Annotated in this window: 21 protein-coding genes; 10 read left to right on the top strand and 11 right to left on the bottom strand. The window is 72.8% G+C overall.

Features of this window, described 5'->3' with window-relative positions; all coding sequences use genetic code 11:
• Positions 1–147 precede the first annotated feature (147 nt).
• On the top strand, positions 148–1,599 hold the full coding sequence (locus tag ACH4D3_RS38070) for a macro domain-containing protein (protein WP_398332298.1): 1,452 nt from the start codon (positions 148–150) through the stop codon (positions 1,597–1,599).
• Positions 1,600–1,739: 140 nt separating this feature from the next.
• On the opposite strand, the gene ACH4D3_RS38065 is transcribed toward ACH4D3_RS38070, so the two are convergent.
• The 5 genes from ACH4D3_RS38065 to ACH4D3_RS38045 form a co-directional block, all read right to left on the bottom strand.
• Positions 1,740–2,249 (bottom strand): hypothetical protein, encoded by a 510-nt coding sequence (locus tag ACH4D3_RS38065; RefSeq protein WP_398332297.1) that lies wholly within the window; start codon positions 2,247–2,249, stop codon positions 1,740–1,742.
• Between the two features lie 59 nt (positions 2,250–2,308).
• Positions 2,309–2,821 carry a hypothetical protein gene (locus tag ACH4D3_RS38060; RefSeq protein ID WP_398332295.1) on the bottom strand — a complete coding sequence of 171 codons (513 nt, stop codon included), beginning with the start codon at positions 2,819–2,821 and terminating at the stop codon, positions 2,309–2,311.
• The gene (locus ACH4D3_RS38055) at positions 2,818–4,170 is read right to left on the bottom strand and encodes a transferase (protein WP_398332293.1); all 1,353 of its coding nucleotides are present in this window, start codon (positions 4,168–4,170) and stop codon (positions 2,818–2,820) included. The genes ACH4D3_RS38060 and ACH4D3_RS38055 overlap by 4 nt, the downstream gene beginning before the upstream one ends.
• A gap of 104 nt (positions 4,171–4,274) precedes the next feature.
• Positions 4,275–4,943, bottom strand: a complete 669-nt coding sequence (locus ACH4D3_RS38050; RefSeq protein ID WP_398332291.1) for a CE1759 family FMN reductase — start codon at positions 4,941–4,943, stop codon at positions 4,275–4,277.
• Positions 4,940–6,043, bottom strand: coding sequence for an LLM class flavin-dependent oxidoreductase (locus ACH4D3_RS38045; protein ID WP_398332289.1), 1,104 nt, complete (start codon positions 6,041–6,043; stop codon positions 4,940–4,942). Before ACH4D3_RS38045 ends, ACH4D3_RS38050 begins: the two co-directional genes overlap by 4 nt.
• A 95-nt stretch (positions 6,044–6,138) precedes the next feature.
• On the opposite strand from ACH4D3_RS38045, the gene ACH4D3_RS38040 reads away from it, so the two are divergent.
• The gene (locus tag ACH4D3_RS38040; protein WP_030145264.1) at positions 6,139–6,477 is read left to right on the top strand and encodes a YnfA family protein; all 339 of its coding nucleotides are present in this window, start codon (positions 6,139–6,141) and stop codon (positions 6,475–6,477) included.
• Positions 6,478–6,521: 44 nt separating this feature from the next.
• Positions 6,522–7,304, top strand: coding sequence for an SDR family NAD(P)-dependent oxidoreductase (locus ACH4D3_RS38035; RefSeq protein WP_398332287.1), 783 nt, complete (start codon positions 6,522–6,524; stop codon positions 7,302–7,304).
• Between the two features lie 33 nt (positions 7,305–7,337).
• On the opposite strand, the gene ACH4D3_RS38030 is transcribed toward ACH4D3_RS38035, so the two are convergent.
• On the bottom strand, positions 7,338–8,531 hold the full coding sequence (locus ACH4D3_RS38030) for an RtcB family protein (RefSeq protein ID WP_398332286.1): 1,194 nt from the start codon (positions 8,529–8,531) through the stop codon (positions 7,338–7,340).
• Positions 8,532–8,734: 203 nt separating this feature from the next.
• Between ACH4D3_RS38030 and ACH4D3_RS38025 the strand changes: the two genes are divergently transcribed.
• The 3 genes from ACH4D3_RS38025 (at position 8,735) to ACH4D3_RS38015 (ending at position 11,971) form a co-directional block, all read left to right on the top strand.
• Positions 8,735–9,613 (top strand): DUF3558 domain-containing protein, encoded by an 879-nt coding sequence (locus ACH4D3_RS38025; protein WP_398332284.1) that lies wholly within the window; start codon positions 8,735–8,737, stop codon positions 9,611–9,613.
• 118 nt (positions 9,614–9,731) lie between these two features.
• Entirely contained in the window at positions 9,732–10,598 is an 867-nt protein-coding gene (locus ACH4D3_RS38020; protein ID WP_398332282.1) for a DUF3558 family protein, read from the top strand.
• Positions 10,599–10,687: 89 nt separating this feature from the next.
• The gene (locus ACH4D3_RS38015; RefSeq protein WP_398332280.1) at positions 10,688–11,971 is read left to right on the top strand and encodes a DUF2637 domain-containing protein; all 1,284 of its coding nucleotides are present in this window, start codon (positions 10,688–10,690) and stop codon (positions 11,969–11,971) included.
• A 63-nt stretch (positions 11,972–12,034) separates the two neighbouring features.
• Here the strand turns inward: ACH4D3_RS38015 and lysS are convergent, their stop codons facing one another.
• Complete coding sequence (gene lysS / locus ACH4D3_RS38010; RefSeq protein WP_398332278.1) at positions 12,035–13,801, bottom strand: lysine--tRNA ligase; 1,767 nt, start codon at positions 13,799–13,801, stop codon at positions 12,035–12,037.
• A gap of 173 nt (positions 13,802–13,974) precedes the next feature.
• Between lysS and argS the strand changes: the two genes are divergently transcribed.
• Positions 13,975–15,735 (top strand): arginine--tRNA ligase, encoded by a 1,761-nt coding sequence (gene argS / locus ACH4D3_RS38005; protein ID WP_398332276.1) that lies wholly within the window; start codon positions 13,975–13,977, stop codon positions 15,733–15,735.
• A gap of 45 nt (positions 15,736–15,780) precedes the next feature.
• Here the strand turns inward: argS and ACH4D3_RS38000 are convergent, their stop codons facing one another.
• Positions 15,781–16,626, bottom strand: coding sequence for an arylamine N-acetyltransferase (locus ACH4D3_RS38000; protein WP_398332275.1), 846 nt, complete (start codon positions 16,624–16,626; stop codon positions 15,781–15,783).
• Positions 16,627–16,752: 126 nt separating this feature from the next.
• On the opposite strand from ACH4D3_RS38000, the gene ACH4D3_RS37995 reads away from it, so the two are divergent.
• Both ACH4D3_RS37995 and ACH4D3_RS37990 read left to right on the top strand, forming a co-directional pair.
• On the top strand, positions 16,753–17,352 hold the full coding sequence (locus ACH4D3_RS37995; RefSeq protein WP_398332273.1) for an ArsR/SmtB family transcription factor: 600 nt from the start codon (positions 16,753–16,755) through the stop codon (positions 17,350–17,352).
• Positions 17,349–19,934: an ABC transporter permease gene (locus ACH4D3_RS37990; RefSeq protein ID WP_398332271.1), complete on the top strand. Its 2,586-nt coding sequence runs from the start codon at positions 17,349–17,351 to the stop codon at positions 19,932–19,934. The genes ACH4D3_RS37995 and ACH4D3_RS37990 overlap by 4 nt, the downstream gene beginning before the upstream one ends.
• Before the next feature lie 58 nt (positions 19,935–19,992).
• Here ACH4D3_RS37990 and ACH4D3_RS37985 read toward each other — a convergent pair whose 3' ends face one another.
• The 3 genes from ACH4D3_RS37985 to ACH4D3_RS37975 all read right to left on the bottom strand — a co-directional run bounded on the left by ACH4D3_RS37985 (position 19,993) and on the right by ACH4D3_RS37975 (position 23,700).
• A complete protein-coding gene (locus tag ACH4D3_RS37985) occupies positions 19,993–21,210 on the bottom strand; it encodes a PLP-dependent aminotransferase family protein (RefSeq protein ID WP_398332269.1) in 1,218 nt (405 codons plus the stop codon).
• Between the two features lie 83 nt (positions 21,211–21,293).
• Positions 21,294–22,196: an SAM-dependent methyltransferase gene (locus tag ACH4D3_RS37980; RefSeq protein ID WP_398332267.1), complete on the bottom strand. Its 903-nt coding sequence runs from the start codon at positions 22,194–22,196 to the stop codon at positions 21,294–21,296.
• Between the two features lie 103 nt (positions 22,197–22,299).
• Positions 22,300–23,700: a helix-turn-helix domain-containing protein gene (locus ACH4D3_RS37975; RefSeq protein WP_398332265.1), complete on the bottom strand. Its 1,401-nt coding sequence runs from the start codon at positions 23,698–23,700 to the stop codon at positions 22,300–22,302.
• Positions 23,701–23,912: 212 nt separating this feature from the next.
• On the opposite strand from ACH4D3_RS37975, the gene ACH4D3_RS37970 reads away from it, so the two are divergent.
• Entirely contained in the window at positions 23,913–24,647 is a 735-nt protein-coding gene (locus ACH4D3_RS37970; protein ID WP_398332263.1) for a DUF4232 domain-containing protein, read from the top strand.
• Positions 24,648–24,685: the final 38 nt, after the last annotated feature.

Here is a 24,685-nt window from a genome sequence, read left to right as displayed (position 1 = left end):
GTCCCGTCACCGCGGTACGCGTCCCGGGGGCCGGCCCGCACGAACCGTCCGAAACCACAACTCCCCCAAACGGACAATTGATACGCTGCCGACACCTCTCCCGCGACCACCGGTCGGGAGAGTGTGAAGCGAGTGGAGACCACTTGTATGGCGCGCATCCGTGTGAGCGTCCTGGGTCCGGCCAGGCTCGAAATCGACGGCGTACCGGCCCGGTTGACCCCGCTGACGACACGGCTGCTGGTCCGGCTGGTGGCGGCGGACGGCGAGCCCGTCCCGGTGCGCCGGCTGCACCGGGACGTGTGGGCACTGGACGGCGAGCATCCGCACGCGGCGCAGCGCCACCGCAACGAGGTGCAAAAGCGCGTCCTCGAACTGCGCCGCGCCCTCGATCCCGCGCAGCGCGGTGACGGCGCCCGGGTGCTGCGCACCGAGCAGCTGCTGACCGGCCCGGCGCCCGAGACGGCGTACCGGCTGGTGCTCGCGCCCGGCGAACTGGACTGCGCGGAGTTCACCGAGCTGGTCGACTCCGCGCTGCTCGCGGCGCCCGCGTCGGCCGCCGACCGGCTGGCCGCGGCGCTGGCCCTGGTGCGCGGCCGTCCCCTGGCCGAGGCGGGCGACGAGGACTTCGCCCGGCCGCTGGTGCGCCGGCTGACCGCGCTGTACGAGACCGCCCGCCGTCAGCTGATCCGCAGCCGGATGGACCTGGGCCGCCACGACCTCGCGCTGCCGGTCGCGGAACGGATGGCCCGGGAGCGGCCGGAGGACGAGGACGTCGCCGAGCTGCTCGGCACCCTGCGGGCCCGGCTGCGCGAACGGCACGGACGGGAGCTGCTGCGGCAGCCGTTCCCCGGCGCCGGTGACCTCGTGGTGGTGCGGGGCGACCTGTTCGACCAGGACGACGCCAATCTGGTCGTCGGGTTCACCGACACCTTCGACACCGCCACCGAGCAGGACCTGGTGATCAGCCGGGACAGCGTCCAGGGCCAGCTGGTGGAGCGGCTGTTCGGCGGGGAGCGCAAGCTGCTGGACGACCGGATCCAGGCCGGACTGCGGGCGTTCAGACCGCTGCGCACCGAGCGGGTCCAGGACAAGCCGCGCGGCCGGCGGGTGCGCTACCCGCTGGGCACCACCGTCCCGCTGACGGTGGACGGCCGCCGGGTCTTCGCGGTGGCCTACTCCCGGCTCGGCAACGACCTCGTGGCCCGTTCCGGCCCCGCCGACCTGCGGGCGAGCCTGGACACCCTGTGGCCGGCCGTCGCCCGGTACGGGATGTACCGGCCGCTCGCGATCCCCCTGATCGGCTCCGGGCTGGCCCGGATCGTGGAGCTGGACCGCACCCGGCTGCTGCTCCTGATCGTGCAGAGCTTCGCCGACCACTGCCGCCGTGATCCGGCGACCGCCCCGGAGCTGCGCGTCGTGATCCGCCCGGCCGACCTGGAGCGGACCGACCTGTCGGTGCTCGGCACCTATCTGCGCACCACGCGACTCCCCGGCACCGCAGCCGGCACCGGCACCAGCGCCGACGTCGGCGCCGGCACCGGGAGTCAGGACACCGGTGCCGGCGCCGGCGACAGCGGTGGGGCGTACGGCCGCCGGTGACGTCGACATGCCCTTACGGCATCAGCGAGCCCGCTTCCGGGACCAGCGGCGCACCGCTTCCGAACCGCTTCCGGTCCCGCTTCCGGTCCCGGTCCCGGTTTCGGGTTCCGGCGCCGGTCCGCCCCGGTCGGCGGCCCTGCCTACCGGGAGTCCGCCCGGCGCGCCGCCCCGGCGGGCCACACGACGTCGACGGGGATCCCCGCCTCCCGGGCCGCGAGCACCAGGTCGGCGGTTCCGCCGCCCCGGCCGCTGGGCGGTTCGCCGTTCCACACGGCCACCAGCCGGTCGGCACGTTCGAGGAGCAGGGCGTTGGCGGCCTCGTACGCCTGCCGGTCGGCCCGCTCGCGGGGCAGTACGACGACCTCGTCGGCCGCTGCGGCGAGGCGGTCGAAGACAGGGGCGTCGTCGGGATCGACCGTACTGCGGCGGTAGTCCCGCGAGGGGACGACCACGACCAGGCGGCCGCCGACGGCCAGTACGGCTTCGGCGAACAGCGAGTCGGCCCCCTTGGCGATGCAGGAGATCCCGACCAGCGTCCTTCTTGGGCCCAGGTCCCGGTACCGGGCCAGCAGTTCGTCCAGGGCGGCACGGACCGCGGGGACGCTCTCCTCCGTCAGGTCCATGTGCCCGGTCACCGCGAGGGCCGTCACGCTCTCCCCCTCGGTCGCCGGCCTGGTGGCAGGCCCCGGATCCTATCGCGGCCCGCGGCTCACCGGGCGACGAAGGCGCAGAAGCCCATCACGTAGGAGCCGGCGAAGACGACCGGGACCCACTGCTCGACGTAGGTCAGGGGCAGATACCGGCGCCACTCCCGGCCCTCGCCCAGCGCGCCCCACTCCCCCCTGCTGTACGCGAACGCCGGCAGCCTCTCCTCGAAGGCGCCGATCACCGCGTACTTGGCGCGGTTGAGCTGCCGGTACGACCGCACCATGACGTACCAGGCGGCGCACTGGACCAGCAGGATGACCAGTCCGGCCAGCAGCAGCGGGACGGACGCGTCGGCCAGTGCGCCGCCCGACACCGCGGCCACCACGGCGACCACCGCGCTGTTGAGGGACAGGAAGAACGTGTTGGTCAGATTCCGCCGGGCACTGACCCGGTCGGCCATCTCCACGCAGAGCTTGTACTGGTCGAGCACCGCCTGCCGGTAGCGGTCCTCGGCCACCGAGTACGCGGCCGGGCCGACCTCCGTGTTCCACAGCTCGTCCCCCATGTCACTCATGTCTCGCCGTGCCTCCCGTCCGCCCGGCCTTCGAGTCCGAGTTCGAGTTCGGTCAGGCGCACCATGGCGGGCCACATGGCACGGTCCAAAGAGCCCACGAGCTGGTCTTCGAGCGGTGCGGGCCGGCGCAGCGCGACGAACCGCGCCGTCCGGTCCGGCTCGAAGTGGATGATGCCCCGGACCCGGGACGACAAAGCGCGGCTGCGCCGGTACGCGGGCAGCACGCCGGGGGTCAGGTCGCCCGCGAGCGCCCGGAACTCGTCGTACGCCTTCTCCTTCATCGGCACGAGCAGCAGCAGCCGCTCCGGGGGCAGGATCCGGATCGCCTCGCGGATCTCCCAGAGTGTTCCCGCCCCCTTCCCCAGCACGATCACGACGAGCCGGGCGCCGCGCATCATGGTGCTGACGGGTGTCTGCCAGTCGTCCCGCGGAAGGTACATCCGCCGGGCACCGGCCCGGGGCACGCGTTCCCCGGGCGCCCCCACGCCCACGAGGGGGCCGGCCCAGGAGAGGGCGTCGGCGATGCGCTCCTCTTCGCCCTGGCCGACGCTCACGGCGGCGGCCAGCCAGGCGGGCGCCAGGGGGATGCGGTGCGGGCGCGCCATCCGTTGGTCGTCGCGGAAGGAGCGCAGGTAGAGGACGTACCGGCGCCCCGCCAGATCGTCCGGGGAGGAGATGACCGTGTCGTAGTACTGCACTCCGGTGCGCAGGATCGTGTTGCCCAGCCCGATGAAGAGGACCGTCTGCACGAACAGTGCGGCGACGACCAGGGGCGCCCACCACGGGTTGTCGCCGGTCGTCAGCAGATCCCGCAGGGCCAGGAGGGTGAAGCAGAAGAACAGCGAGCCGAGCCCGGAGACGACCGCGCCGAAGAGGCCCGTCAGCGCGAAGGGGACCCGGCGCGCACCCGGCCGCCGCTCGCCGAGCGGCTCGGCGGCCTGGAGCAGCCCGTTCTCCTCGCGGTGCCGCCGCAGCGCTGACAGGACGAGTTGCGAGGCGCGCCGTACCTTCCTGCCGTGCAGGAAGAACTGGAGGCCGAGGAGGTAGAGGACGGCCGTGCTCCCGTGCGGGCCGAGCGAACCGTCCCGCAGGATCAGGTAGTAGGCGTACGACTGCACCAGCACACCCACCGTGCACAGCGCGGACCCGCCGGCCAGGTGCCACCGTGCGGGCTTCAGGGTCGTGGCGTACGCGACGGCCACGGCTGCCACGCCGCACAGCACCGCGGCGTACACCGGTCCCCACAGGACGGCCACCAGGACGGACACCGGGAGGGCCGCCGGAAACCACCGGGGCAACGGCCTCTCGGGCAACCGGTCGGGCGACTGTCCCGGCTGGGGTCTGCTCATCCTGGCCACACCGTAGTGAACCGCCGACCGGGCCGGGCGGGAACCCCGTCGGCGTCACACGATGCGGTGATACGACCGGTGCCCGGCCCCCGCCGGCGGCCGCCCTACGACGCCGGGCTCGGGCCCGGGACGCTCAGCGCGGCGAGCCGCTCCGCGAAGGGCGTGACCTCCTCGAAGGAGTCCCGCTTCGGCAGCGGGCGCCCCGCCGACGGCCCGGATGCCCGCGAGGACCCCGACAGGCCCGACATCAGCGCCGCCAGCTCGGTCGCGGCCCGCCGGATCCGGGCGTCCAGCCCCTCCGCGCCCCAGTCCTCGGAGGCGGCGTAGACGCCGGTGGGGACGATCACCGCCTTCAGATAGGCGAAGAGCGGCCGCAGCGCGTGCTCCAGCACCAGGGAGTGCCGGGCGGTGCCGCCGGTCGCGGCGATCAGGACCGGCTTCCCGGTGAGGGCGTCCTCGTCGGTGACGCTCAGCGCGTCGAAGAACGACTTGAACAGCCCGCTGTACGACGCCGAGAACACCGGCGTGACGACGATCAGTCCGTCGGCCGCCGCGACCTCGGCGAACGCGTCCGCGAGCGCCGGTGCCGGGAAGCCGTTGGTGAAGGTGTGGGCGATCTCCACGGCGAGGTCGCGCAGCTCGATCACCCGGACGGCGGCCGGGCCGGGCTCGGGCGCGGTGGCCGCCGGGGCGGCGACCGCGGCCAGCCGGTCGGCGAGCAGCCGGGTGGACGACGGCACGCTCAGCCCCGCGGAGACGACGACGAGCTTCATGCGCGTACTCCTTCCTCGGCCGGGGCGTCCTTCCGGGCGGCCAGCAGGGACGCGTGGGTGGGCGCGTCCGGCACGTTCGCCGGGCGGTTCTTGGCGAACTCCTCGCGCAGCACCGGCACGACCTCCTCGCCGAGCAGGTCGAGCTGCTCCAGGACGGTCTTCAGGGGCAGCCCGGCGTGGTCCATCAGGAACAGCTGGCGCTGGTAGTCACCGGCGTAGTCGCGGAAGGCGAGCGTCTTCTCGATCACCTGCTGCGGCGAGCCGACGGTGAGCGGCGTCTGCGCGGTGAAGTCCTCCAGCGACGGCCCGTGCCCGTACACCGGCGCCTCATTGAAGTACGGCCGGAACTCGCGGACCGCGTCCTGGCTGTTCTTCCGCATGAACACCTGGCCGCCGAGGCCGACGATCGCCTGCTCGGGCGTGCCGTGCCCGTAGTGGGCGTAGCGGGCCCGGTACAGCTCGATCATGCGCTTGGTGTGGTCGGCGGGCCAGAAGATGTTGTTGTGGAAGAAGCCGTCGCCGTAGAACGCGGCCTGCTCGGCGATCTCCGGGGAGCGGATGGAGCCGTGCCACACGAAGGGCGCGAGGCCGTCCAGCGGACGCGGGGTGGAGGTGAAGCCCTGGAGGGGGGTGCGGAACTTGCCCTCCCAGTTCACCACGTCCTCGCGCCACAGGCGGTGCAGCAGGTTGTAGTTCTCGACGGCGAGGTTGATGCCCTCGCGGATGTCCTTGCCGAACCAGGGGTAGACCGGCCCGGTGTTGCCGCGCCCCATCATCAGGTCCACCCGGCCGTCGGCCAGGTGCTGGAGCATCGCGAAGTCCTCGGCGATCTTCACCGGGTCGTTCGTGGTGATCAGGGTGGTGGAGGTGGACAGCACCAGCCGCTCGGTGCGGGCCGCGACGTAGCCGAGCATGGTCGTCGGCGACGAGGGCACGAAGGGCGGGTTGTGGTGCTCGCCGGTCGCGAAGACGTCGAGCCCGACCTCCTCCGCCTTGAGCGCGATGGCGACCATCGCCTTGATGCGCTCACGCTCGGTCGGCGTACGGCCCGTGGTCGGGTCGGGCGTGACGTCGCCGACGGTGAAGATGCCGAACTGCATGGTCGCTCAACCTCCGCTTTGTTGACGGTTCAACTATACCCGTCCAACGGTGGCCCCCGACCCGATATTCCGCAGGTCCGTGCGAAGCTGCCCGCATGCTGGTCCTCCGCTCCGCCGCCCTCTTCGTCGTCGCCGCCCTGTTCGAGATCGGCGGTGCCTGGCTGGTGTGGCAGGGCGTGCGCGAGCAGCGCGGCTGGCTGTGGGCGGCGGGCGGGGTCCTCGCCCTCGGCGCCTACGGCTTCGTCGCCACCTTCCAGCCCGACGCGCACTTCGGCCGCATCCTCGCCGCGTACGGCGGGATCTTCGTGGCCGGCTCGATCCTGTGGGGCGTGGTCGCCGACGGCTACCGCCCGGACCGCTGGGACATCGCGGGGGCGCTGGTCTGCCTGGCCGGGATGGCCCTGATCATGTGGGCCCCGCGCAACGGCGGCTGACTACCCTGGTCGGCGACCCGCACCACCGACCGAGGAGCAGCACCATGGCCACCGCAGCAGCCGCCCCGTCCGCCGCCTCCCGCATCGCCGTCGTCACCGGCGCGAGCAGCGGCATCGGCGCCGCCACGGCCCGGCAGCTCGCCGCGGCCGGGTACCGCGTGGTCCTCACCGCCCGCCGCAAGGACCGCATCGAGGCGCTGGCCGAGGAGATCCAGGCGGCCGGGCACCAGGCGACGGCCTACCCCCTGGACGTCACCGACCGCGAGGCGGTCGACGAGTTCGCGACCGCGTTCAGGACGGTCGGGGTCCTCGTCAACAACGCGGGCGGCGCACTGGGCGCCGACCCGGTGGCCACCGGCGACCCGGACGACTGGCGCCGGATGTACGAGACGAACGTCATCGGCACCCTCAACCTCACCCAGGCCCTGCTCCCCAAGCTGGAGGCGAGCGGCGACGGCACGGTCGTGGTCGTCTCCTCCACCGCGGGCCTGTCCACCTACGAGGGCGGCGCGGGCTACGTCGCCGCCAAGCACGGCGAGCACGTCCTCGCCGAGACCCTGCGCCTGGAGATCGTCGGCCGCCCGGTCCGCGTCGTCGAGGTCGCGCCCGGCATGGTCAAGACCGACGAGTTCGCCCTGACCCGCTTCGGCGGCGACCGGGACAAGGCGGCCAAGGTCTACCAGGGCGTCGCCGCCCCCCTGACCGCCGACGACGTCGCCGACACCATCACCTGGGCGGTCACCCGCCCCGCCCACGTCAACATCGACCTCCTGGTCGTCCGCCCCCGCGCCCAGGCCTCGAACACGAAGGTGCACCGGGAGGCGTAGACCCGCCCCCGGTGCACCTGGCGCGTCCGGGCGTCAGCCCTTCACGCAGACGACCTGCTTCAGCTTCGCCACGACCTCCACCAGGTCGCGCTGCTGGTCGATGACCTGGTCGATCGGCTTGTACGCGCCCGGGATCTCGTCCACGACGCCGGAGTCCTTGCGGCACTCCACGCCCCGCGTCTGCTCCTCCAGGTCCTTGGTGGAGAAGCGGCGCTTGGCGGCGTTCCGGCTCATCCGCCGGCCGGCGCCGTGGGAGGCGGAGTTGAAGGACTTGGCGTTGCCGAGGCCCTTCACGATGTACGAACCCGTGCCCATGGAACCGGGGATGATCCCGAAGTCCCCGGAACCCGCGCGGATGGCGCCCTTGCGGGTCACCAACAGGTCCATCCCGTCGTACCGCTCCTCGGCCACGTAGTTGTGGTGGGCGCTGATCTCCTGCTCGAAGACCGGCTTGGCCTTCTTGAACTCCTTGCGGACCACGTCCTTGAGGAGCGCCATCATGAGTGTGCGGTTGTACTTGGCGTACTCCTGCGCCCAGAACAGGTCGTTGCGGTACGCCGCCATCTGCGGGGTGTCGGCGACGAACACCGCGAGGTCGCGGTCGACCAGACCCTGGTTGTGCGGGAGCTTCTGGGCGACGCCGATGTGGTGCTCGGCCAGCTCCTTGCCGATGTTGCGGGAACCGGAGTGCAGCATCAGCCAGACGGAACCGGTCGTATCCGTGCACACTTCGACAAAATGATTTCCCCCGCCGAGCGTACCCATCTGCTTCCCGGCCCGTTCGTGACGGAACTTGACCGCTTCGGCGACTCCGTCGAACCGCCCCCAGAAGTCGTCCCACCCGCCGGTCGCCAGCCCGTGGAAGCGTCCCGGCTCAAGGGGACTGTCGTGCATCCCCCGCCCCACCGGAATCGCCTCCTCGATCTTCGAGCGCAGCCGGGACAGGTCGCCCGGCAGGTCGTTCGCCGTCAGGGAGGTCCTCACCGCCGACATGCCGCAGCCGATGTCGACACCCACCGCGGCCGGGCACACCGCACCGCGCATCGCGATCACGGAGCCGACCGTCGCCCCCTTGCCGTAGTGCACGTCCGGCATGACCGCGAGGCCCTTGATCCACGGCAGGGTCGCGACGTTGCGCAGCTGCTGGAGCGCGCCCTCCTCGACCGTCGCCGGGTCGGTCCACATCCGGATCGGCACCTTCGCGCCCGGCATCTCCACGTACGACATATCGCCCTCATTCCCCCGGAAACAAACAGAAGTCTCGAAGCGCAAAACCGGCGCCAAGGGCAGCCAAAGGGACGACTGACCGGCGTTCACGGCGGCGCGTGCGATACACATTGTCTCCAGGGGACGCCCCCGCGCGGCAAGCGAATAACCAGCGGGGACACTGGAGTACCGACCACAGCCACACCGGCGAGAGGAGCCGCACCGTGCAGCGGAAGGCCTACGTACCGGGCGTCGCCGCCCTCCTGGCGGCGTTGCTGGCCGGCTGCACCGGCGGCTCGGGCGGCGGCGCCACCGCGGACGACTCGAACCCGGGTCAGCCCGGGGTCGCGACCGAGGCGGCCGAGCCCGGCAAGTACCGCACCCTGCCGGAGCCGTGCGGCGCGGTCGGCCACAAGGCACTGGACACCCTGCTGCCCGGCATCGAGGAGATCGCCGACGAGGAGCAGCGCGAGCGGGCGTACGCGGGCGAGCCGACGCTCGCGTACGACACGGACCGCAAGGTCGGCTGCCGCTGGAAGGTGGAGTCGGCCGAGGCCACGGACCATCTCTTCGTGGACTTCGAGCGGGTGGTGTCGTACGACGGCTCCGTGAGCGACGCGGGCGAGGCCGAGCAGCTCTTCGCGCAGCAGGTGGAGTCGGCCGACCTGCCCGAGCCGGTCATTTCGGAGTCCGGGTCCGCCACCTCGGACTCCCCCTCCGGCAGCCCTTCCTCCTCCGGGGAGCCCGGGGAGTCCGGAGACCCGGCCGGCGGTGCGGGCGGCACGCCCTCGTCCTCGGCATCCGCCCCCTCGTCCCCCGCCTCGGAGTCGGCCTCGTCCTCGTCGACCGCGTCCCCCGCCGAGGTCCAGCCCCGGCTCCTGGACGACCTGGGCGACGAGGCGTTCGTGGACGACGCGCTCAGCAGCTCCGGCTCGACGGCGAAGCGGCGCACCGTGACTGTGGCGTTCCGCACGTCGAACGTCATGGTGACCATCGAGTACGCCGAGCAGTCGGCGACGCTCGGAGTCGTCCCGGACAGCGAGGAAATGCAGGACATGGCGCGGAAACTGGCCTCCCAGCTGGCGGATTCACTGGGCGGCTGAGTCCCGCCGGGGGCTTCCCCGCGCCCGCGCGCACTGCCGCCGAAGCGCGGCCGCACGATTTCCTCACCGCGTACGGTGGCCCCTCGGACCCGTTCCGAACGCAGGAACCACTAGTGCCATGAGTGAAGGAACCATGCAGCTACGAGCCCAGCGTGACCAGCGAGACCCGCAAGCGAAGCGAGCGAAGCGACTCACCCGCGTCCTTGTCGGCGCGGCCGCCGTACCCGTGATGCTGGTGGCGGCCGGCTGCTCCTCGGACTCCGGCTCCGACGACGGCAAGGACAAGGCCGCGGAGGAGTCCGCCGCGTCCGCGTCCGCGAGCCCGTCCCCGACGGTGAAGCCGGCCGCGTACGGGAAGCTTCCGGAGCCGTGCTCGGTGGTGACGAAGAAGACGCTGGACGACCTGGTGCCCAAGGGCGACTCCGGCAAGGAGGGCTCGTCCAACGACACGGCGATGCGGGCCAGTTGCTCCTGGGACAGCCTCGACGACAACGGCGTGAAGGGTTCTCAGTTCCGCTGGCTGAGCGTGTCGATGCTGCGCTTCGAGTCGGACGTGACGCGCGGCGAGGGCGAGAAGCTGGCGCACGACTACTACCTGAAGCAGCTCAAGGACGCGCAGGCCACGGAGGGCGCCAAGAGCCTCAAGACGGCGCCGGTGAGCGGCACGGGCGACGAGGCCTCCGTGGTGAGCTACGACCTGAAGAAGAAGGAGGGCACCTTCAAGCAGCAGACGGTCGTGGCACGGGTCGAGAACGTCGTCGTCACCCTCGACCTCAACGGCGCGGGCCTGGCGGGCGAGAAGACCCCGGACGCCGACGACCTGGTGAAGGACGCGCAGAAGGCGGCCAAGGAGGCGGTGGCCGCGGTGACCAAGGCCAACGACACCTCCGCCGGCGGCAAGCCGAGCGGCACCCCGCAGGGCTCCGGGTCCTCCTCGAAGCCGGCGTCCGAGACGTCCTCGAAGTCCCCTTCGAAGTCGAGCTGACGGGCCTCTTGGGCCTACCGGCCACCCGTTCCCCGCACACATGTGCCACTCTGTTGCGCGCAACAACACGCAATGGGAGGGGAGTACGGGTGGCCGCGCCACTTCAGCTGACCCGGACGCACCGCGTCCTCATCGGCCTGGTCGTCTTCGGTGCCGTCATCATCGCCGGGATCGGCTTCGCGGGTTCGTACGCGGCGGTGCGCGAACTGGCCCTGAAGAAGGGCTTCGGGAACTTCAGCTACGTCTTCCCGATCGGCATCGACGCGGGCATCTGCGTGCTGCTCGCCCTGGACCTGCTGCTGACCTGGATCCGCATCCCCTTCCCGCTGCTGCGGCAGACGGCGTGGCTGCTGACGGCGGCGACGATCGCGTTCAACGGCGCCGCGGCCTGGCCCGATCCGCTGGGCGTGGGCATGCACGGCGTGATCCCGATCCTGTTCGTGGTGTCGGTGGAGGCCGCCCGGCACGCGATCGGCCGGATCGCCGACATCACCGCCGACAAGCACATGGAGGGCGTCCGCCTCACCCGCTGGCTGCTCTCGCCGGTGCCGACGTTCCTGCTGTGGCGGCGCATGAAGCTGTGGGAGCTGCGCTCCTACGAGCAGGTCATCAAGCTGGAGCAGGAGCGGCTGGTCTACCGGGCCCGGCTGCGGTCCCGTTTCGGCCGCGCCTGGCGCCGCAAGGCGCCCGTGGAGTCCCTGATGCCGCTGCGGCTGGCCCGCTACGGCGTCCCGCTGGCGCAGACCGGCCCCGCCGGGCTGGCGGCCGCGGGCATCGAGCCCGCCCTGCTCCCGCCCGCCCCGCGGCCCCAGGAGCCGGCCCCCGAGGCGGCGCCCGCGGCCGAGCCGCGTGCCGAGCTGGTCAAGGGCCCCGAGGCGGACGCGCCCCGGCCCGAGGACCGGCCGCCGAACGCCGCCGGGGTAGACGGCGGCCCCGAGCAGAGCCCCTGGTTCAACACCCGCCAGGTCGCCTACCAGGGCGGTTACGACCCCACGTACGACCCGGCCGAGCAGTACGCCCAGTGGTACGAGGAGCAGCAGCAGGCCGACCAGTACCGCGACCAGTACGAGGAGGAGCCCCCGCTCCAGGAGCCCTCGCCGGAGGAGACGGGCAGCTTCCCGATACCGGTCGTGCCGGGCCGCACCCGCGAGCTGGGTGAGGGCGCCGGCGCGACCGAGCCGCCGGCGACGGAGGAGGACTACTACACGGTCTTCCGGAAGTCGATCGACGGCAGCTACCCCACGGTCGCCCAGTTCCGGGGCGACGCGGAGGCGACCTTCGGGGTGCCGCTGGCTCCGCGTGAGGCCGATCGCATGGTGAAGGCGTTCACCGAGCGCCACATGCGTGAGCTCCAGGAAGAGCACATCGCCTAAGCGGTACGCGAAGGGGGCGCCCGGTGTTCGCCGGGCGCCCCCTTCGCGTACCGCTTGTTGCCGCTACTCCCCGAGCAGGGTCCGCACCCGGTCCTGTCCCACCGCGAGCAGCAGCGTGGGCAGGCGCGGGCCGGTGTCGCGGCCGACGAGCAGGTGGTAGAGCAGCGCGAAGAAGGTCCGCTGGGCGGTCTTGATCTCCGGCGGCAGCTCCTTGGGCGTGGCGTCGGCCGGGAAGCCCGCCTGGACCTTGGGGACGCCGTAGACGTGGTGGGTGAGCCCGTCCAGGGACCAGTGGTCGGCCAGCCCGTCGAGCAGCAGCCGCAGGGACTGCCGGCTCGGCTCGTCGAGGGACTTCAGCAGCTCGGCGTCGGGCTCCTGGCGCACGATGGTGCGCTGGTCGGCGGGGACGTGGGTGTTGATCCACGCCTCGGCCTTGTCGTAGCGCGGCCGGGCCTGGTCCAGCGACGCGATCGGGTCGGCCGGGTCCAGCTCGCCGAGGATGCGCAGTGCCTGGTCCTCGTGCCCGGCGGTGATGTCGGCCACGGAGGCGAGGGTGCGGTAGGGCAGCGGCCTGGGGGTCTTCGGCAGCTCACCGGCGGCGGTGCCGACGGCGCGCGTGTGGGCGGCCACGTCGGCGGGCAGGGCGCTGCCGTCGGCGACCTTGGCGTCGAGGCGGTCCCACTCGTCGTAGAGCCGCTGGATCTCCTGGTCGAAGGCGATCTTGAAGGACTGGTTGGGGCGGCGGCGGGCGTACAGCCAGCGCAGCAGCTGCGGCTCCATGATCCGGAGCGCGTCGGCCGGGGTGGGCACGCCGCCCTTCGACGAGGACATCTTGGCCATGCCGCTGATGCCGACGAAGGCGTACATCGGGCCGATCGGCTGCTTGCCGCCGAAGATCCCGACGATCTGCCCGCCGACCTGGAAGGAGGATCCGGGGGACGAGTGGTCGACGCCGCTGGGCTCGAAGACGACCCCCTCGTAGGCCCAGCGCATCGGCCAGTCGACCTTCCAGACCAGCTTGCCGCGGTTGAACTCGCTCAGCCGCACGGTCTCGGAGAAGCCGCAGGCGGTGCAGGCGTAGGTCAGCTCGGTCGAGTCGTCGTCGTAGGCGGTGACCGTGGTCAGGTCCTTCTCGCAGTTGCCGCAGTACGGCTTGTACGGGAAGTACCCGGCGGAGCCGGAGCTGCCGTCGTCCTCGGCGGCGGCGCCGGAGCCCTCGGCGGCCTCCAGCTCGGCCTCGTCGACGGGCTTCTGCGACTTCTTCGCGGGCGCCTTCTTCGTCCGGTACTGGTCGAGGATCGCGTCGATGTCCCGCCGGTGCTTCATGGCGTGCAGGATCTGCTCGCGGTAGACGCCGGAGGTGTACTGCGCGGTCTGGCTGATCCCGTCGAACTCGACGCCCATCTCGGCGAGCGAGGCGGTCATCGCGGCCTTGAAGTGCTCCGCCCAGTTCGGGTGCGGGGAGCCCTTGGGGGCCGGGACGGAGGTCAGGGGCTTGCCGATGTGCTCGGCCCAGGTCTCGTCCACGCCGGGGACACCGGCCGGGACCTTGCGGTAGCGGTCGTAGTCGTCCCAGGAGATCAGGTGCCGCACCTCGTACCCCCGGCGGCGCACCTCGTCGGCGACCAGGTGCGGGGTCATGACCTCGCGAAGGTTGCCCAGGTGGATGGGGCCGGAGGGGGAGAGTCCGGAGGCGACGACGACACCGCCCGGAGCGGTGGCGGCTGATGTTTTCGCGCCCGGGGCACGACGCTCCGACTCGGCGATGACCTCGTCCGCGAAACGGGAGACCCAGTCGGTGGTCTCTGTGCTCTGAGCCACGATCGGCACGTCCTCTTTCCTGAAACTTCCCCGGAACCGCTCCGGAGACAGCCGGTACGGTCGCACGGCTGACCGCTCCATTCTCCCAGCCAGGACCGCATCCGCGAAAACCGCTTTTCACCGCGTGGGATACTCGGTTTCTGTACTCCTTCCACGAACCCGAGCAGAACGGCAGCCACTCCATGGCCTCGGTCACGTCCCTCACCGCCTCCGTCCAGCAGCAGCTCGCGTCCGCCCTCTCGGCCACCCGGCCGGAGGCCGCCGGCGCGGACCCGCTGCTGCGACGCAGCGACCGGGCGGACTACCAGGCCAACGGCATCCTCGCGCTGGCCAAGAAGGCGAAGTCCAACCCGCGGGAGCTGGCGACCGAGGTCGTCGCCCACATCACCACCGGTGACGAGCTGATCAAGGACGTCGAGGTCTCCGGCCCCGGCTTCCTCAACATCACCGTCGCCGACCGGGCGATCACCGCGAACCTCGCCGCGCGGCTCGCGGACGGCGAGCGCCTCGGCGTGCCGCTGAAGCAGGACGCGGGCACCACCGTCGTCGACTACGCCCAGCCCAACGTGGCGAAGGAGATGCACGTCGGCCACCTGCGTTCCGCGGTCATCGGCGACGCCCTGCGCGGCATGCTCGACTTCACCGGCGAGCAGACGATCGGCCGGCACCACATCGGCGACTGGGGCACCCAGTTCGGCATGCTCATCCAGTACCTGTTCGAGCACCCCGGCGAGCTGGCCCCGGCCGAGGACGTCGACGGCGAGCAGGCCATGTCGAACCTGAACCGGGTGTACAAGGCGTCGCGGGCGGTCTTCGACGCGGACGAGGAGTTCAAGGAGCGGGCCCGCAAGCGGGTCGTCGCCCTGCAGTCCGGCGACAAGGAGACGCTGGAGCTGTGGCAGCAGTTCGTGGACGAGTCGAAGGTCTACTTCTACTCCGTCTTCGAGAAGCTCGACATGGAGATCCGCGACGAGGAGATCGTCGGCGAGTCCGCGTACAACGACGGCATGCCCGAGACCGCCCGCATCCTGGAGGAGACGGGTGTCGCGGTGCGCTCCGAGGGCGCGCTCGTGGTGTTCTTCGACGAGATCCGCGGCAAGGACGACCAGCCGGTGCCGCTGATCGTGCAGAAGGCCGACGGCGGCTTCGGCTACGCGGCCTCCGACCTGACCGCGATCCGCAACCGCGTCCAGGACCTGCACGCCACCACGCTGCTGTACGTCGTCGACGTACGCCAGTCGCTGCACTTCAAGATGGTCTTCGAGACGGCCCGCCGGGCCGGCTGGCTCGGCGACGACGTCACCGCGCACAACATGGGCTACGGCACGGTGCTCGGCGCCGACGGCAAGCCCTTCAAGACCCGTGCGGGCGAGACCGTGCGCCTGGAGGACCTGCTGGACGAGGCGGTGCAGCGGGCGGCCGAGGTCGTGCGGGAGAAGGCGCGGGACCTCACCGAGGACGAGATCCAGGAGCGGGCCGCGCAGGTCGGCATCGGCGCCGTGAAGTACGCCGACCTGTCGACGTCGCCGAACCGCGACTACAAGTTCGACCTGGACCAGATGGTCTCGCTCAACGGCGACACCAGCGTCTACCTCCAGTACGCCTACGCCCGGATCCAGTCCATCCTGCGCAAGGCCGGCGAGGTCCGCCCCGCCGCCCACCCGGAGCTGGCGCTGCACGAGGCGGAGCGCGCGCTGGGCCTGCACCTGGACGCGTTCGGGGACACGGTCTTCGAGGCGGCCGCGGAGTACGCCCCGCACAAGCTCGCCGCGTACCTGTACCAGCTGGCGTCGCTGTACACGACGTTCTACGACAAGTGCCCGGTGCTGAAGGCCGAGACGCCGGAGCAGGTGGAGAACCGCCTCTTCCTGTGCGACGTCACGGCCCGCACCCTGCACCGGGGCATGGCCCTGCTGGGCATCCGGACGCCCGAGCGGCTCTGAACTCCTCCGGGCCGCGCCCCGTCAGCGGTCAGTCCCTCAGCGTCGTCAGGCCCTCAGCAGCGTCAGGCCGTCCGGGGCGTCGATGCCGAACTCCTCGGCCAGGACCCGGCGGACCTGCGCCTCGTCGGACAGCGTGTGCTCGGTGACCGTGCCGTCGCCGCTGCGCGTCACGGTGACGCGGTCGCCGTCGAGGAGCAGGTGGGCGTCCGGGGTGAGGCGCTGGACGTAGAGGCGCCGGGCGAAGGGGGAGCGCGGGTTGGTGGCGATGTGCCAGTTGATCACCTCGTAGTCGGACGGCTCGAACGGCTCCAGGGTGAAGGCGTACTGCGCCTCCCAGCCGCCCGCCAGGTGGGCCTGGAGCACCCACGTCTCCAGGGGCCCTGGGTGCGGCGTGTGCACCAGCCGGTGCCGGCGTCCGGCGTCGTGGAACTCGGTGTCCGCGGTCAGCGGCACCGGTTCCAGCAGGGAGCCGATGGCGCCGAAGCCGACGTCGGCCAGGTACGGCCGCGGGTCGCCGGGCAGTTCGGCGAGGAGGGCCATGTGGGTGCGCGGCCGGTCCTCGAAGCGGTCGGCGCCGACGACGACCCGTGCGGTCAGGCGGGTCACCCGCACGCCGAGCGCCTCAAGGACCGCCGCGTAGAGGGTGTTGTGCTCGTAGCAGTAGCCGCCGCGCCGACGGCCGTGGACCAGCTTGGCCGTGAGGTCGGCGAGGTCGAGCGAAGGGGCTCGGCCGCCGAGGGCGTCGAGGTTCTCGAAGGGGATGGCTCGCAGGTGGGCGAGTTGCACGCCGCGGAGGGTGGCCGCGTCGGGCCGCCGCCCGCCCTCCCAGCCGATGCGCTCGAAGTAGGCGTCGAGGGGGACCGGTGTCGTCGTCCGTGCGCTGTCGGGCATGGCCACACCGTACGGGCGCCCGCCCGGGACGGCAGGGCGTTTCCGCGCCGGGGTGGGGACAACCCCCGGTGAGGACACCGGACCACCCCAGTGCACAGGCACCTGTGCACAGACGACTGTGTACGCATGCCCCAGGAACCCGGAGCACTCGACCCCGAAGCACTCGACCCCGCCGCGCTCAAGGCGCTCGCACACCCGCGCCGACAGCGGGTGCTGCACCACCTGAGCCTGCACGGACCGGCCACGTCGGCGACCCTGGCCCGCTCGCTCGGCCTGAACACCGGGGCGACCAGCTACCACCTGCGTGAGCTGGCCAGGTACGGCTTCGTGGAGGAGACGGAGCGCGGCGGCGGCCGGGAGCGCTGGTGGCGTGCGGTGCCCCGCGACCGCCGCTTCCCGCCCCGCAGCCGCCAAAGTCCCGAGACGCGGCACGTCATGGACGAGCTGAACCGGCACGCGTACGCCGCCGACCTGGAACTCTTCGAGCGGCTGCAACGGACCGCGGCCGACGACGCGTGGGCCGACGCCTACCCCTACTCGCGCGGCACGATCCGGCTCACGCTCCCCGAACTCCACGCGTTCTTCGAGGAGTACATCGCCCTGCTCAACCGCTACAAGCGGCCCGCGGACGAGACCCCGCCCGGCGCCCGCGCGCTGCTCACCCGGTTCCTCGCCTTCCCCGTCCCGGAGCCGGGCGCCGACGGAAGAGAGGCCGACCCCTCATGATGCTGCGCTACGCCCTGAAGACCGTCCGCGCCCGCAAGGCCGGCTTCCTCGGCGCCTTTCTCGCCCTGATGTGCGCGGCCGCCCTGATCACCGCCTGCGGCACGCTGCTGGAGACCGGACTGCGCGGCACCGTTCGCACCGAGCGGTACGCCGCGGCCCCGGTGGTGGTCTCCGCCGACCAGAACGTCCACCAGAGGACCGTCAAGCACAAGAAGGGCAAGACCAAGGTCAAGCACAAGGCCAAACCCATCGCCGAGCGGGCCTGGCTCGCGGCCTCCCTCGCGGAAACCCTCGCGGGCACGCCCGGCGTCGCCCGGGTGATCCCCGAACTGACCTTCCCGGCCACGCCGTTGACCGGCACCGGCGGCGGCGACACCGGCGCCGACGGCCGGGCCGCCTACGGGCACGCCTGGGAGTCGGCCGCGCTGACGCCGTACCGGCTCACCTCCGGCACCGCGCCCGAGGCCGCCACCGACGTGGTCGTCGACCGACACCTCGCCGAACGCGCCCGGCTCGCCCCCGGGGACCGTCTCACCGTCCAGTCGACGCGGGCCCCGCGCTCCTACCGGGTCTCCGGCATCGCCGCTCCGGGTCCGGACGTGCGCCACCAGACCTCCCTCTTCTTCTCCGCCGCCGAGGCCCGCCGGCTCGCCGCCCACCCCGGGCAGGTCGCCGCCTTCGGAGTGGTCCCCGAGCGGGGCACCGACCCGGAGCGGCTGCGGCACGACCTCGCCGAGGCGCTGCGCGACACCGGCGGCGGCACCGGCACCGGCGGCAGTAAGGGCGCCAGTACCGGTGTCCGGGTCACCACCGGTGACGCCCGCGGAGCGGTGGAGTTCCTGGACGCCGCCGCGGCCCGCACCAAGCTGGTCAGCATGGGCGGCGCGATGGGCGGCACCTCGCTGCTCGTGGCGGTCCTCGTGGTCGTCGGGACTTTCGCGCTCTCGGTCCAGCAGCGCCACCGCGAACTCGCCCTGCTGCGTGCCGTCGCCGCCACCACCGGGCAGGTCCGCCGCCTGCTCGGCCGGGAGGCGCTGATCGTCGGCGCCGCCGCGGGCACCGCCGGGGCCCTGCTGGGGCTACCGCTGGGCGGGCTGCTGTTCGACAGGTTCGTGGCGCTGGGGGCCGTACCCGCCACGCTCCAGCACATCACCGGCTTCGTCCCGCCACTCGCCGCCGTCGCCGCGACCCTCCTCGGTGCCTGGGCCGCGGCGCGGATCGCCTCCCGCCGGGTCACCCGGATCCGCCCCGCGGAGGCGCTCGCCGAGGCCCGCGCCGAAAACCCCCGGATCCCGTGGGGCCGCCTGCTCGCCGGGCTGGTGCTGCTGGCCGGTGGCATCGTGCTGGTGGTGGTGCTCGGCATGCTGCACACCGAACCCGCCTCGACGCCGGTCACGTTCCTCGCGGTCGTCGTCCTGTCGAGCGCCGTCGCCCTGCTCGGGCCGCTCCTGGTCAGGGCGGCGGCCCTGCTGCTGGCGGGACCGCTGCGGCTGACCGGCCACGGGGGCCGGCTCGCCACCGCCAACCTGCGCGCGGGCGCCGCCCGCGCGGCCTCCGTCGTCACCCCGCTGACACTGCTGGTCGGCATGGCCTGCACCGTGCTCTTCGCGCAGCCCACCCTCGGCGACGCGGCCCGCGCCCAGGCCCGGGAGGGGGTGCGCGCCGACTGGGTCGTCGCCTCACCGGGGCCCGGCGTCCCGGCCGAGGCGGCACACCGGCTGCGCTCGGGCGAGGACGTGGTGACCGAGGTGGTCCGCACCACCATCCGGGTCGGCCTCGACAAGTACGCGGCGCAGGGCGTCACGCCCGCCGGTCTCACCCGCACCTGGGACCCGGACGTGGTCGCCGGTTCGCTCGACGGCCTCACCGAGCGCACCGTCGCCGTCAGCGAACTGGCCGCGGACCAGCTCGGCCTGGTCCCCGGCGACGCCCTGAAGCTCACGCTCGGCGACGGCACGCCCGTCGAGGTCACGGTCGCCGCCGTCTACGCCAGGGGCCTGGGCTTCGGCGACCTCACCTTCGCGCACGCACTGGTCGCGGCCCACGTCGACAATCCACTGGCCGCCACCCTCCTCGTCGGCACGGACCGGACCCGCGTCGACCTGGCCGCCGCGCTGCGGGAGTACCCGGGGCTCACCGTGCTCACCCCGGCCGCCGCGGACTCCCTCCAGGCCGAGCGCCAACAGGCCAACGCCGAGGTGAACCTCCTCGCCATGGGCCTCGTCCTCGCCTTCACCGCGATCGCGGTCGTCAACACGCTCGCCATGTCGGTGTCCGAGCGCGTCCGCGAGTTCGCGCTGCTGCGCCTGGCGGGCGCCACCCGCCGCCAGGTGCTGCGCATGCTGCGCACCGAGGCCCTGTCGCTGCTCCTGCTCGCCACCACGCTCGGCAGCGCCATCGCCTTGTCCGTCCTGACCGCGTTCGGCATCGGCATGACCGGCCGGGCGGCACCGGCCGTCCTCCCGCTCGGGTACGTGGCGGTGGTCGCCGGGGCCGGACTCCTCACCCTGGTCGCGACCGCCCTGCCCGGCCGGGTGGCCCTGCGGGTCCGGGCGGTGACGGTCGCGACGGCCAGGGAATGACCCGGCAGGAACGACCCGGCCGGAGTGACCGGGCAGGAATGACCCGGCCGGTGCCGGTCTAACGCGCGGCCCGCAGCCCCTGCCCCAGCCGCCGCAGCCCCTCCGCGATCTCGTCCGGTGTCTGGGTGACGAAGCAGAGCCGCAGCGTGGCGCGGTCGGGCTCGCCGGCGTGGAAGGGGGCGCCGGGGACGTACGCCACGTCGTGCCGGACCACCTCGGGGAGCAGGCCGGTGGTGTCGTACCCGTCCGGCAGCCGCGCCCACAGGAACATGCCGCCCTCGGGCCGGGTCCACACCGACCCGGCCGGGAGGGCGTCCGCGAGGCCCGCGAGCATGGCGTCCCGACGCTCGCCGTAGACGGCGGCGACGCGGGCGACGTGGGCGTCCAGGTCCCGGTCGGCCAGGTAGCGGGCGGCGGCGAGCTGGTTGAGGGTCGGGGTGTGCAGGTCGGCGGCCTGCTTGGCGACCGCGCAGGCCCGGCGCAGCTCGGCGGGCGCCCGCAGCCAGCCCAGGCGCAGGCCGGGCGCCATGACCTTGGAGAAGGAGCCCAGCAGCACGGTCCGGTCCCGGGCGCCCTCGTAGGAGGCGATCCACGGCACCCGCTCGCCCTCGAAGCGCAGTTCGCCGTACGGGTCGTCCTCCACGATCCACAGGCCGCACCGCCCGGCGACCTCGGCGACGGCGGCGCGGCGGGCGGCGGGCACGGTGCGGCCGGTGGGGTTGGAGAAGGTGGGGACCGTGTAGAGCAGCTTGGGGCGCTCGCGCACCACCAGCTCCTCCAGTGCCCCGGGGTCGATTCCGTGCTCGTCCCCGGGCACGGCCACCACCCGGGCGCCCGCGAAGCCGAAGGCCTGGAGCGCGGCCAGGTAGCAGGGGCGTTCGACGAGGACGGTGTCGCCGGGTTCGAGCAGGGCGGTGGCGAGCAGCGAGAGGGCCTGCTGCGAGCCGGTGGTGACGAGGATGTCGTCGGCGCCGGTGGCCAGACCGCGGGCCGAGGTGCGGGCGGCGAGCGCGGCCCGCAGGGCGGGTTCGCCCTCGGTCGTGGAGTACTGCAGGGCCCGCGCGGGCGTCTCGGCCAGGACGTCCCGGTACGCGGCGGCGATGCCCTCCGCGTCGAAGAGTTCGGGGGCCGGCAGCCCGCCCGCGAAGTTGATCACCTCGGGGCGGGCGGTGACGGCGAGGATGTCCCGTACGGGCGAACCGCCGATCGACCGGGCCCGCGCGGCGAGCGGCGGCAGCGGAGCGGGAGCGGCGGGCGCGTTCTCAGTCACGGTCATGCGCGCAGCGTAAAGAAGTAGGTGCCGTCTACAGGCGCCTTTCCGCGATCCGGACACCCGTGCGACGCGCGTCCGCCGGACCGTCAGCCCTTGGTGCCCAGCCCGCCGTACACGTTGATGTCCGCGTCCGTGACGTCGTTGATGTCCCGGTAGCGGACCTTCTCGATGTCGTCCAGCTCGGCCAGGTACGACTCCTCCGGCTGCTCCGGCACCGGTGCCGCGTGGTCGGGCCGCCAGTGGTGCACCGGCACGACCCCCGGCTCGGCCGGCTCGAGACCGGCCTCGGTGAAGAGGCGCTCGACGTCCTTGCGGGAGCGCAGCACGAAGGTGAAACCCCGCTCCGTGTACGTCCGCTGGACCGCGCGGATGTTCTCCGGGTTGAGGTCCTCCGTGAGGTGGCTGAGGACGAGCCGGCTGCCGGCGGGCAGCGCGTCCATCAGCTCGCGGACGATCGGGTACGCCTCCTCGTCCTCGACGAAGTGCAGGATGGCGACGAGGCAGAGCGCCACCGGCCGGTCGAAGTCGAGGGTGGCGGCGGCCTGTTCGAGGATCCGCGCCGGGCTCTTCAGGTCCGCGTCGATGTAGTCCGTACGCCCCTCGGGACCGCTGGTGAGCAGGGCGCGGGCGTGGGCCAGCACGACCGGGTCGTTGTCGACGTAGACGACCCTCGACTCGGGGGCGATGCGCTGGGCGATCTGGTGCACGTTCTCGGCGGTGGGCAGCCCGGTGCCGATGTCGAGGAACTGCCGGATGCCGTCCTCGCGGGCGAGCCCGGTCACCGCGCGCCGCAGGAAGTCGCGGTTGTGCCGTACGTCGAGGTAGCCGCGCGGGTTGGCGGCGAGCCCGGCGGCCGCGGCGTCGAGGTCGGCGGGGTAGTGGTCCTTGCCGCCGAGGAAGACGTCGTAGACCCGGGCCGGGTGCGCCTTGCTGCTGTCGATCCTCCTCCGCAGCTCCGCGGGGTCCTGACTGAGGGCGTCACCGGGCATGGGCGTCCCACCTTTCGGATGTCGCCTGACGAAGCGAACCGGTTAGATGGTCAACAACCTATCCCCCGGGCGGACTTGCCGCTGCCCCGCCGCGGCCGCCGCGTCAGCCGCCCTCGACCGGCTCCCAGTGGTCGCTGCCGAGGGGGTACGCGTAGTAGGAGTCGTCCCGGGAGGCGCTGGTGCGGAACGGCTTGCCGTGGTCGTCGACGCGTGTCGTGCCGTGCCGGCCGCCGCTGGACCACTCCAGCTCCAGGTACCAGCTGACGTCGTGCTCGCTGGTGTGCGCGTTGACGTAGAAGACCTCGGGGTCGGATTCGCTGACGCTGTACGGGAAGTCCCGCTGGCCGCCGATCGGCGCGGCCGTCGGGGTGCCGAGGTCCAGCGAGACGTCGAACGCCTTGGTGTTCACCTGGCCGCCGCAGCCGACGCCCATCGCGTACTGGTTCCAGTCCAGCGCCGGACCGCTGCTCACCACCCGCACGTGCAGGTCCTTGAGGACCACCGTCTCCGGACCGGTGCCCTGCACCGTGAGGACGGCCGTCTGCCGGTTCGCGGACACCGCGTTGAGGGGAGTGGCCCAGCCGACGGCGTCCTGCTGGGGCGGGGGCTTGGACACGTTCTTCGGGCTGCGGTCGATGAGGAAGGAGTGCTCGCAGGGCACGTCCCAGTAGTACGGGGTGGTGGAGACGGTGAGCAGGGGCCCGGCGGGGGGTGCCTCGCGGCTCGGCGTGGCGGTGGCCGCACGCGACGGCGACGCGTCGGCGGGCTCGGACCGGGACGCGGAGGCGGACGGGGAGGCGGTGGAGGAGCTCGCGCTCGGGGAGCCCGGACCGGTCGCGGTCCCGGACACCGGCGCGGAGGTCTGCGCGAGGGCCCCGGCCGGACCGCGCCCGCCGTCCTCGCCGGGTCCGGAGACGAGATTCGCCACGAGCGCCACGGCGGCACTGACGGCGACGACGCCGGACGCGGCGTAGAGCGCGGCGCGCGGGATCCGACGGCGGGCCGGGCCGGGCGGCACATCGAGGGCGAGGGCCCGCGGGGCGCCGGGTGCCGGTGCGGCGTCCGGGGCCGGTGCGGGGTCCGGGGCCGGTGCGGGGCCCGGGGCCGGTGCGGGGCCCGGGGCCGGTGCGGGGCCCGGGGCCGGTGCGGGGCCCGGGGCCGGTGCGGGGTCCGGAGCGAGTGCGGCGTCCGGGGCGGCGGGCGGGGCACTGCGCCCGACCGGGCCCTCGGCGCCCGCGTCGCCCTCGGTCTCCTCCTTCTTCACGCCGCGCAACGCGTCCGCGCGGATCCAGCGGCGGTGGAGTTCGAGCAGTTCCTCGGGCGTCGCCCGGCACACCCGGGCGAGGCGTTCGACGGGCGCGAACTCGACCGGCACCACCTCCCCGCTGACGTACCGGTGCAGGGTCGAGCCGCTCATGTGCAGCCGCTTGCCGAGTGCCCCGTAACTGAGTCCGGACCGCTCCTTCAGCTCCCGAAGCAGTCCCGCGAAGTCGTCCCCCGCCACCGTTCCTCCCTCTCCTCGCATCCCCGTACCGCATCCCAGAGGGACGACATTCCCGCAGGTCAAGGCGTTCCTGGCGTCCCATTGTCCCGCATGATCGCCCGCCGCTGGCGGCTGGGACGAACCCGGCCGCAAGCTGTGGTCATCAAAGCAGCCGGCCCCGGAGAACGGTCGACCGGCTCGCCTCAACTCCCCACTTGTGAAGGAGAACTTCCATGTCCGCACGCCGCATCACCCGTACCCGCCTGTTCGCCGCCACCACGGTCGCGCTGGCCGCGCTCTCCCTGACGGCCTGCGAAGGCGACGAACTCACGGGCTCCCCGGCACCCGACTCCACCGCCTCCGCGTCGGCGGACGGGAACAGCGTCCAGCCGGCGGGCAGTGCGAAGGGTGCCGAGGGATCGACGGGCTCCAACGGATCCACCGGCTCGAACGCATCCGCCGGAAACGACAAGTCATCGGACTCCGGCTCCGGCTCCGGCTCGGCCTCCGGTTCCGGCACCGGCGCCGGCGCCGGCGCCGACAAGGACTCCGATTCGGACGTCCCCGGCGAGTGCTCCGCGTCCGACGTGAGGATCACCGCGGCGGACGCCCCCCGCCCGATCAATCACCTGCTGCTGACGGCCACCAACACCGGCTCGAAGACGTGCGCGCTGCCGCCGTACCCGGCGGCGCGGTTCGGCGAGGCCCAGTCCGTGCCGCCGGTCGCGGAGTCCAGCAAGCCGCAGTCGCTGACGACGCTGGCCCCGGGCGAGTCGGGCTACGCGGGCGTGCGCCTGTCGTCCGGCGACGGCAGCGGCGAGAACGGCTACGACACGAACACCCTCACCATCCCGTTCGAGGACGGCTCCATCGCCACGGTCAAGCTGCCCTCCGGCGGCGTGTACGTCGACACCGCGCTGACGGTCACCTACTGGCAGACCGACGCCTCGAACGCGCTCGAGTACTGAAGAGGTCCGCACCCCCGCACGCCCCGCACCCCTTGCGT

It is taken from the genome of Streptomyces sp. NPDC018026, assembly GCF_044327745.1.
Classification (GTDB): Bacteria; Actinomycetota; Actinomycetes; order Streptomycetales; family Streptomycetaceae; genus Streptomyces; species Streptomyces rubrogriseus.
Note: the sequence above shows the minus strand (reverse complement) of the source record. Positions and strands in the feature narration are given on the sequence as shown.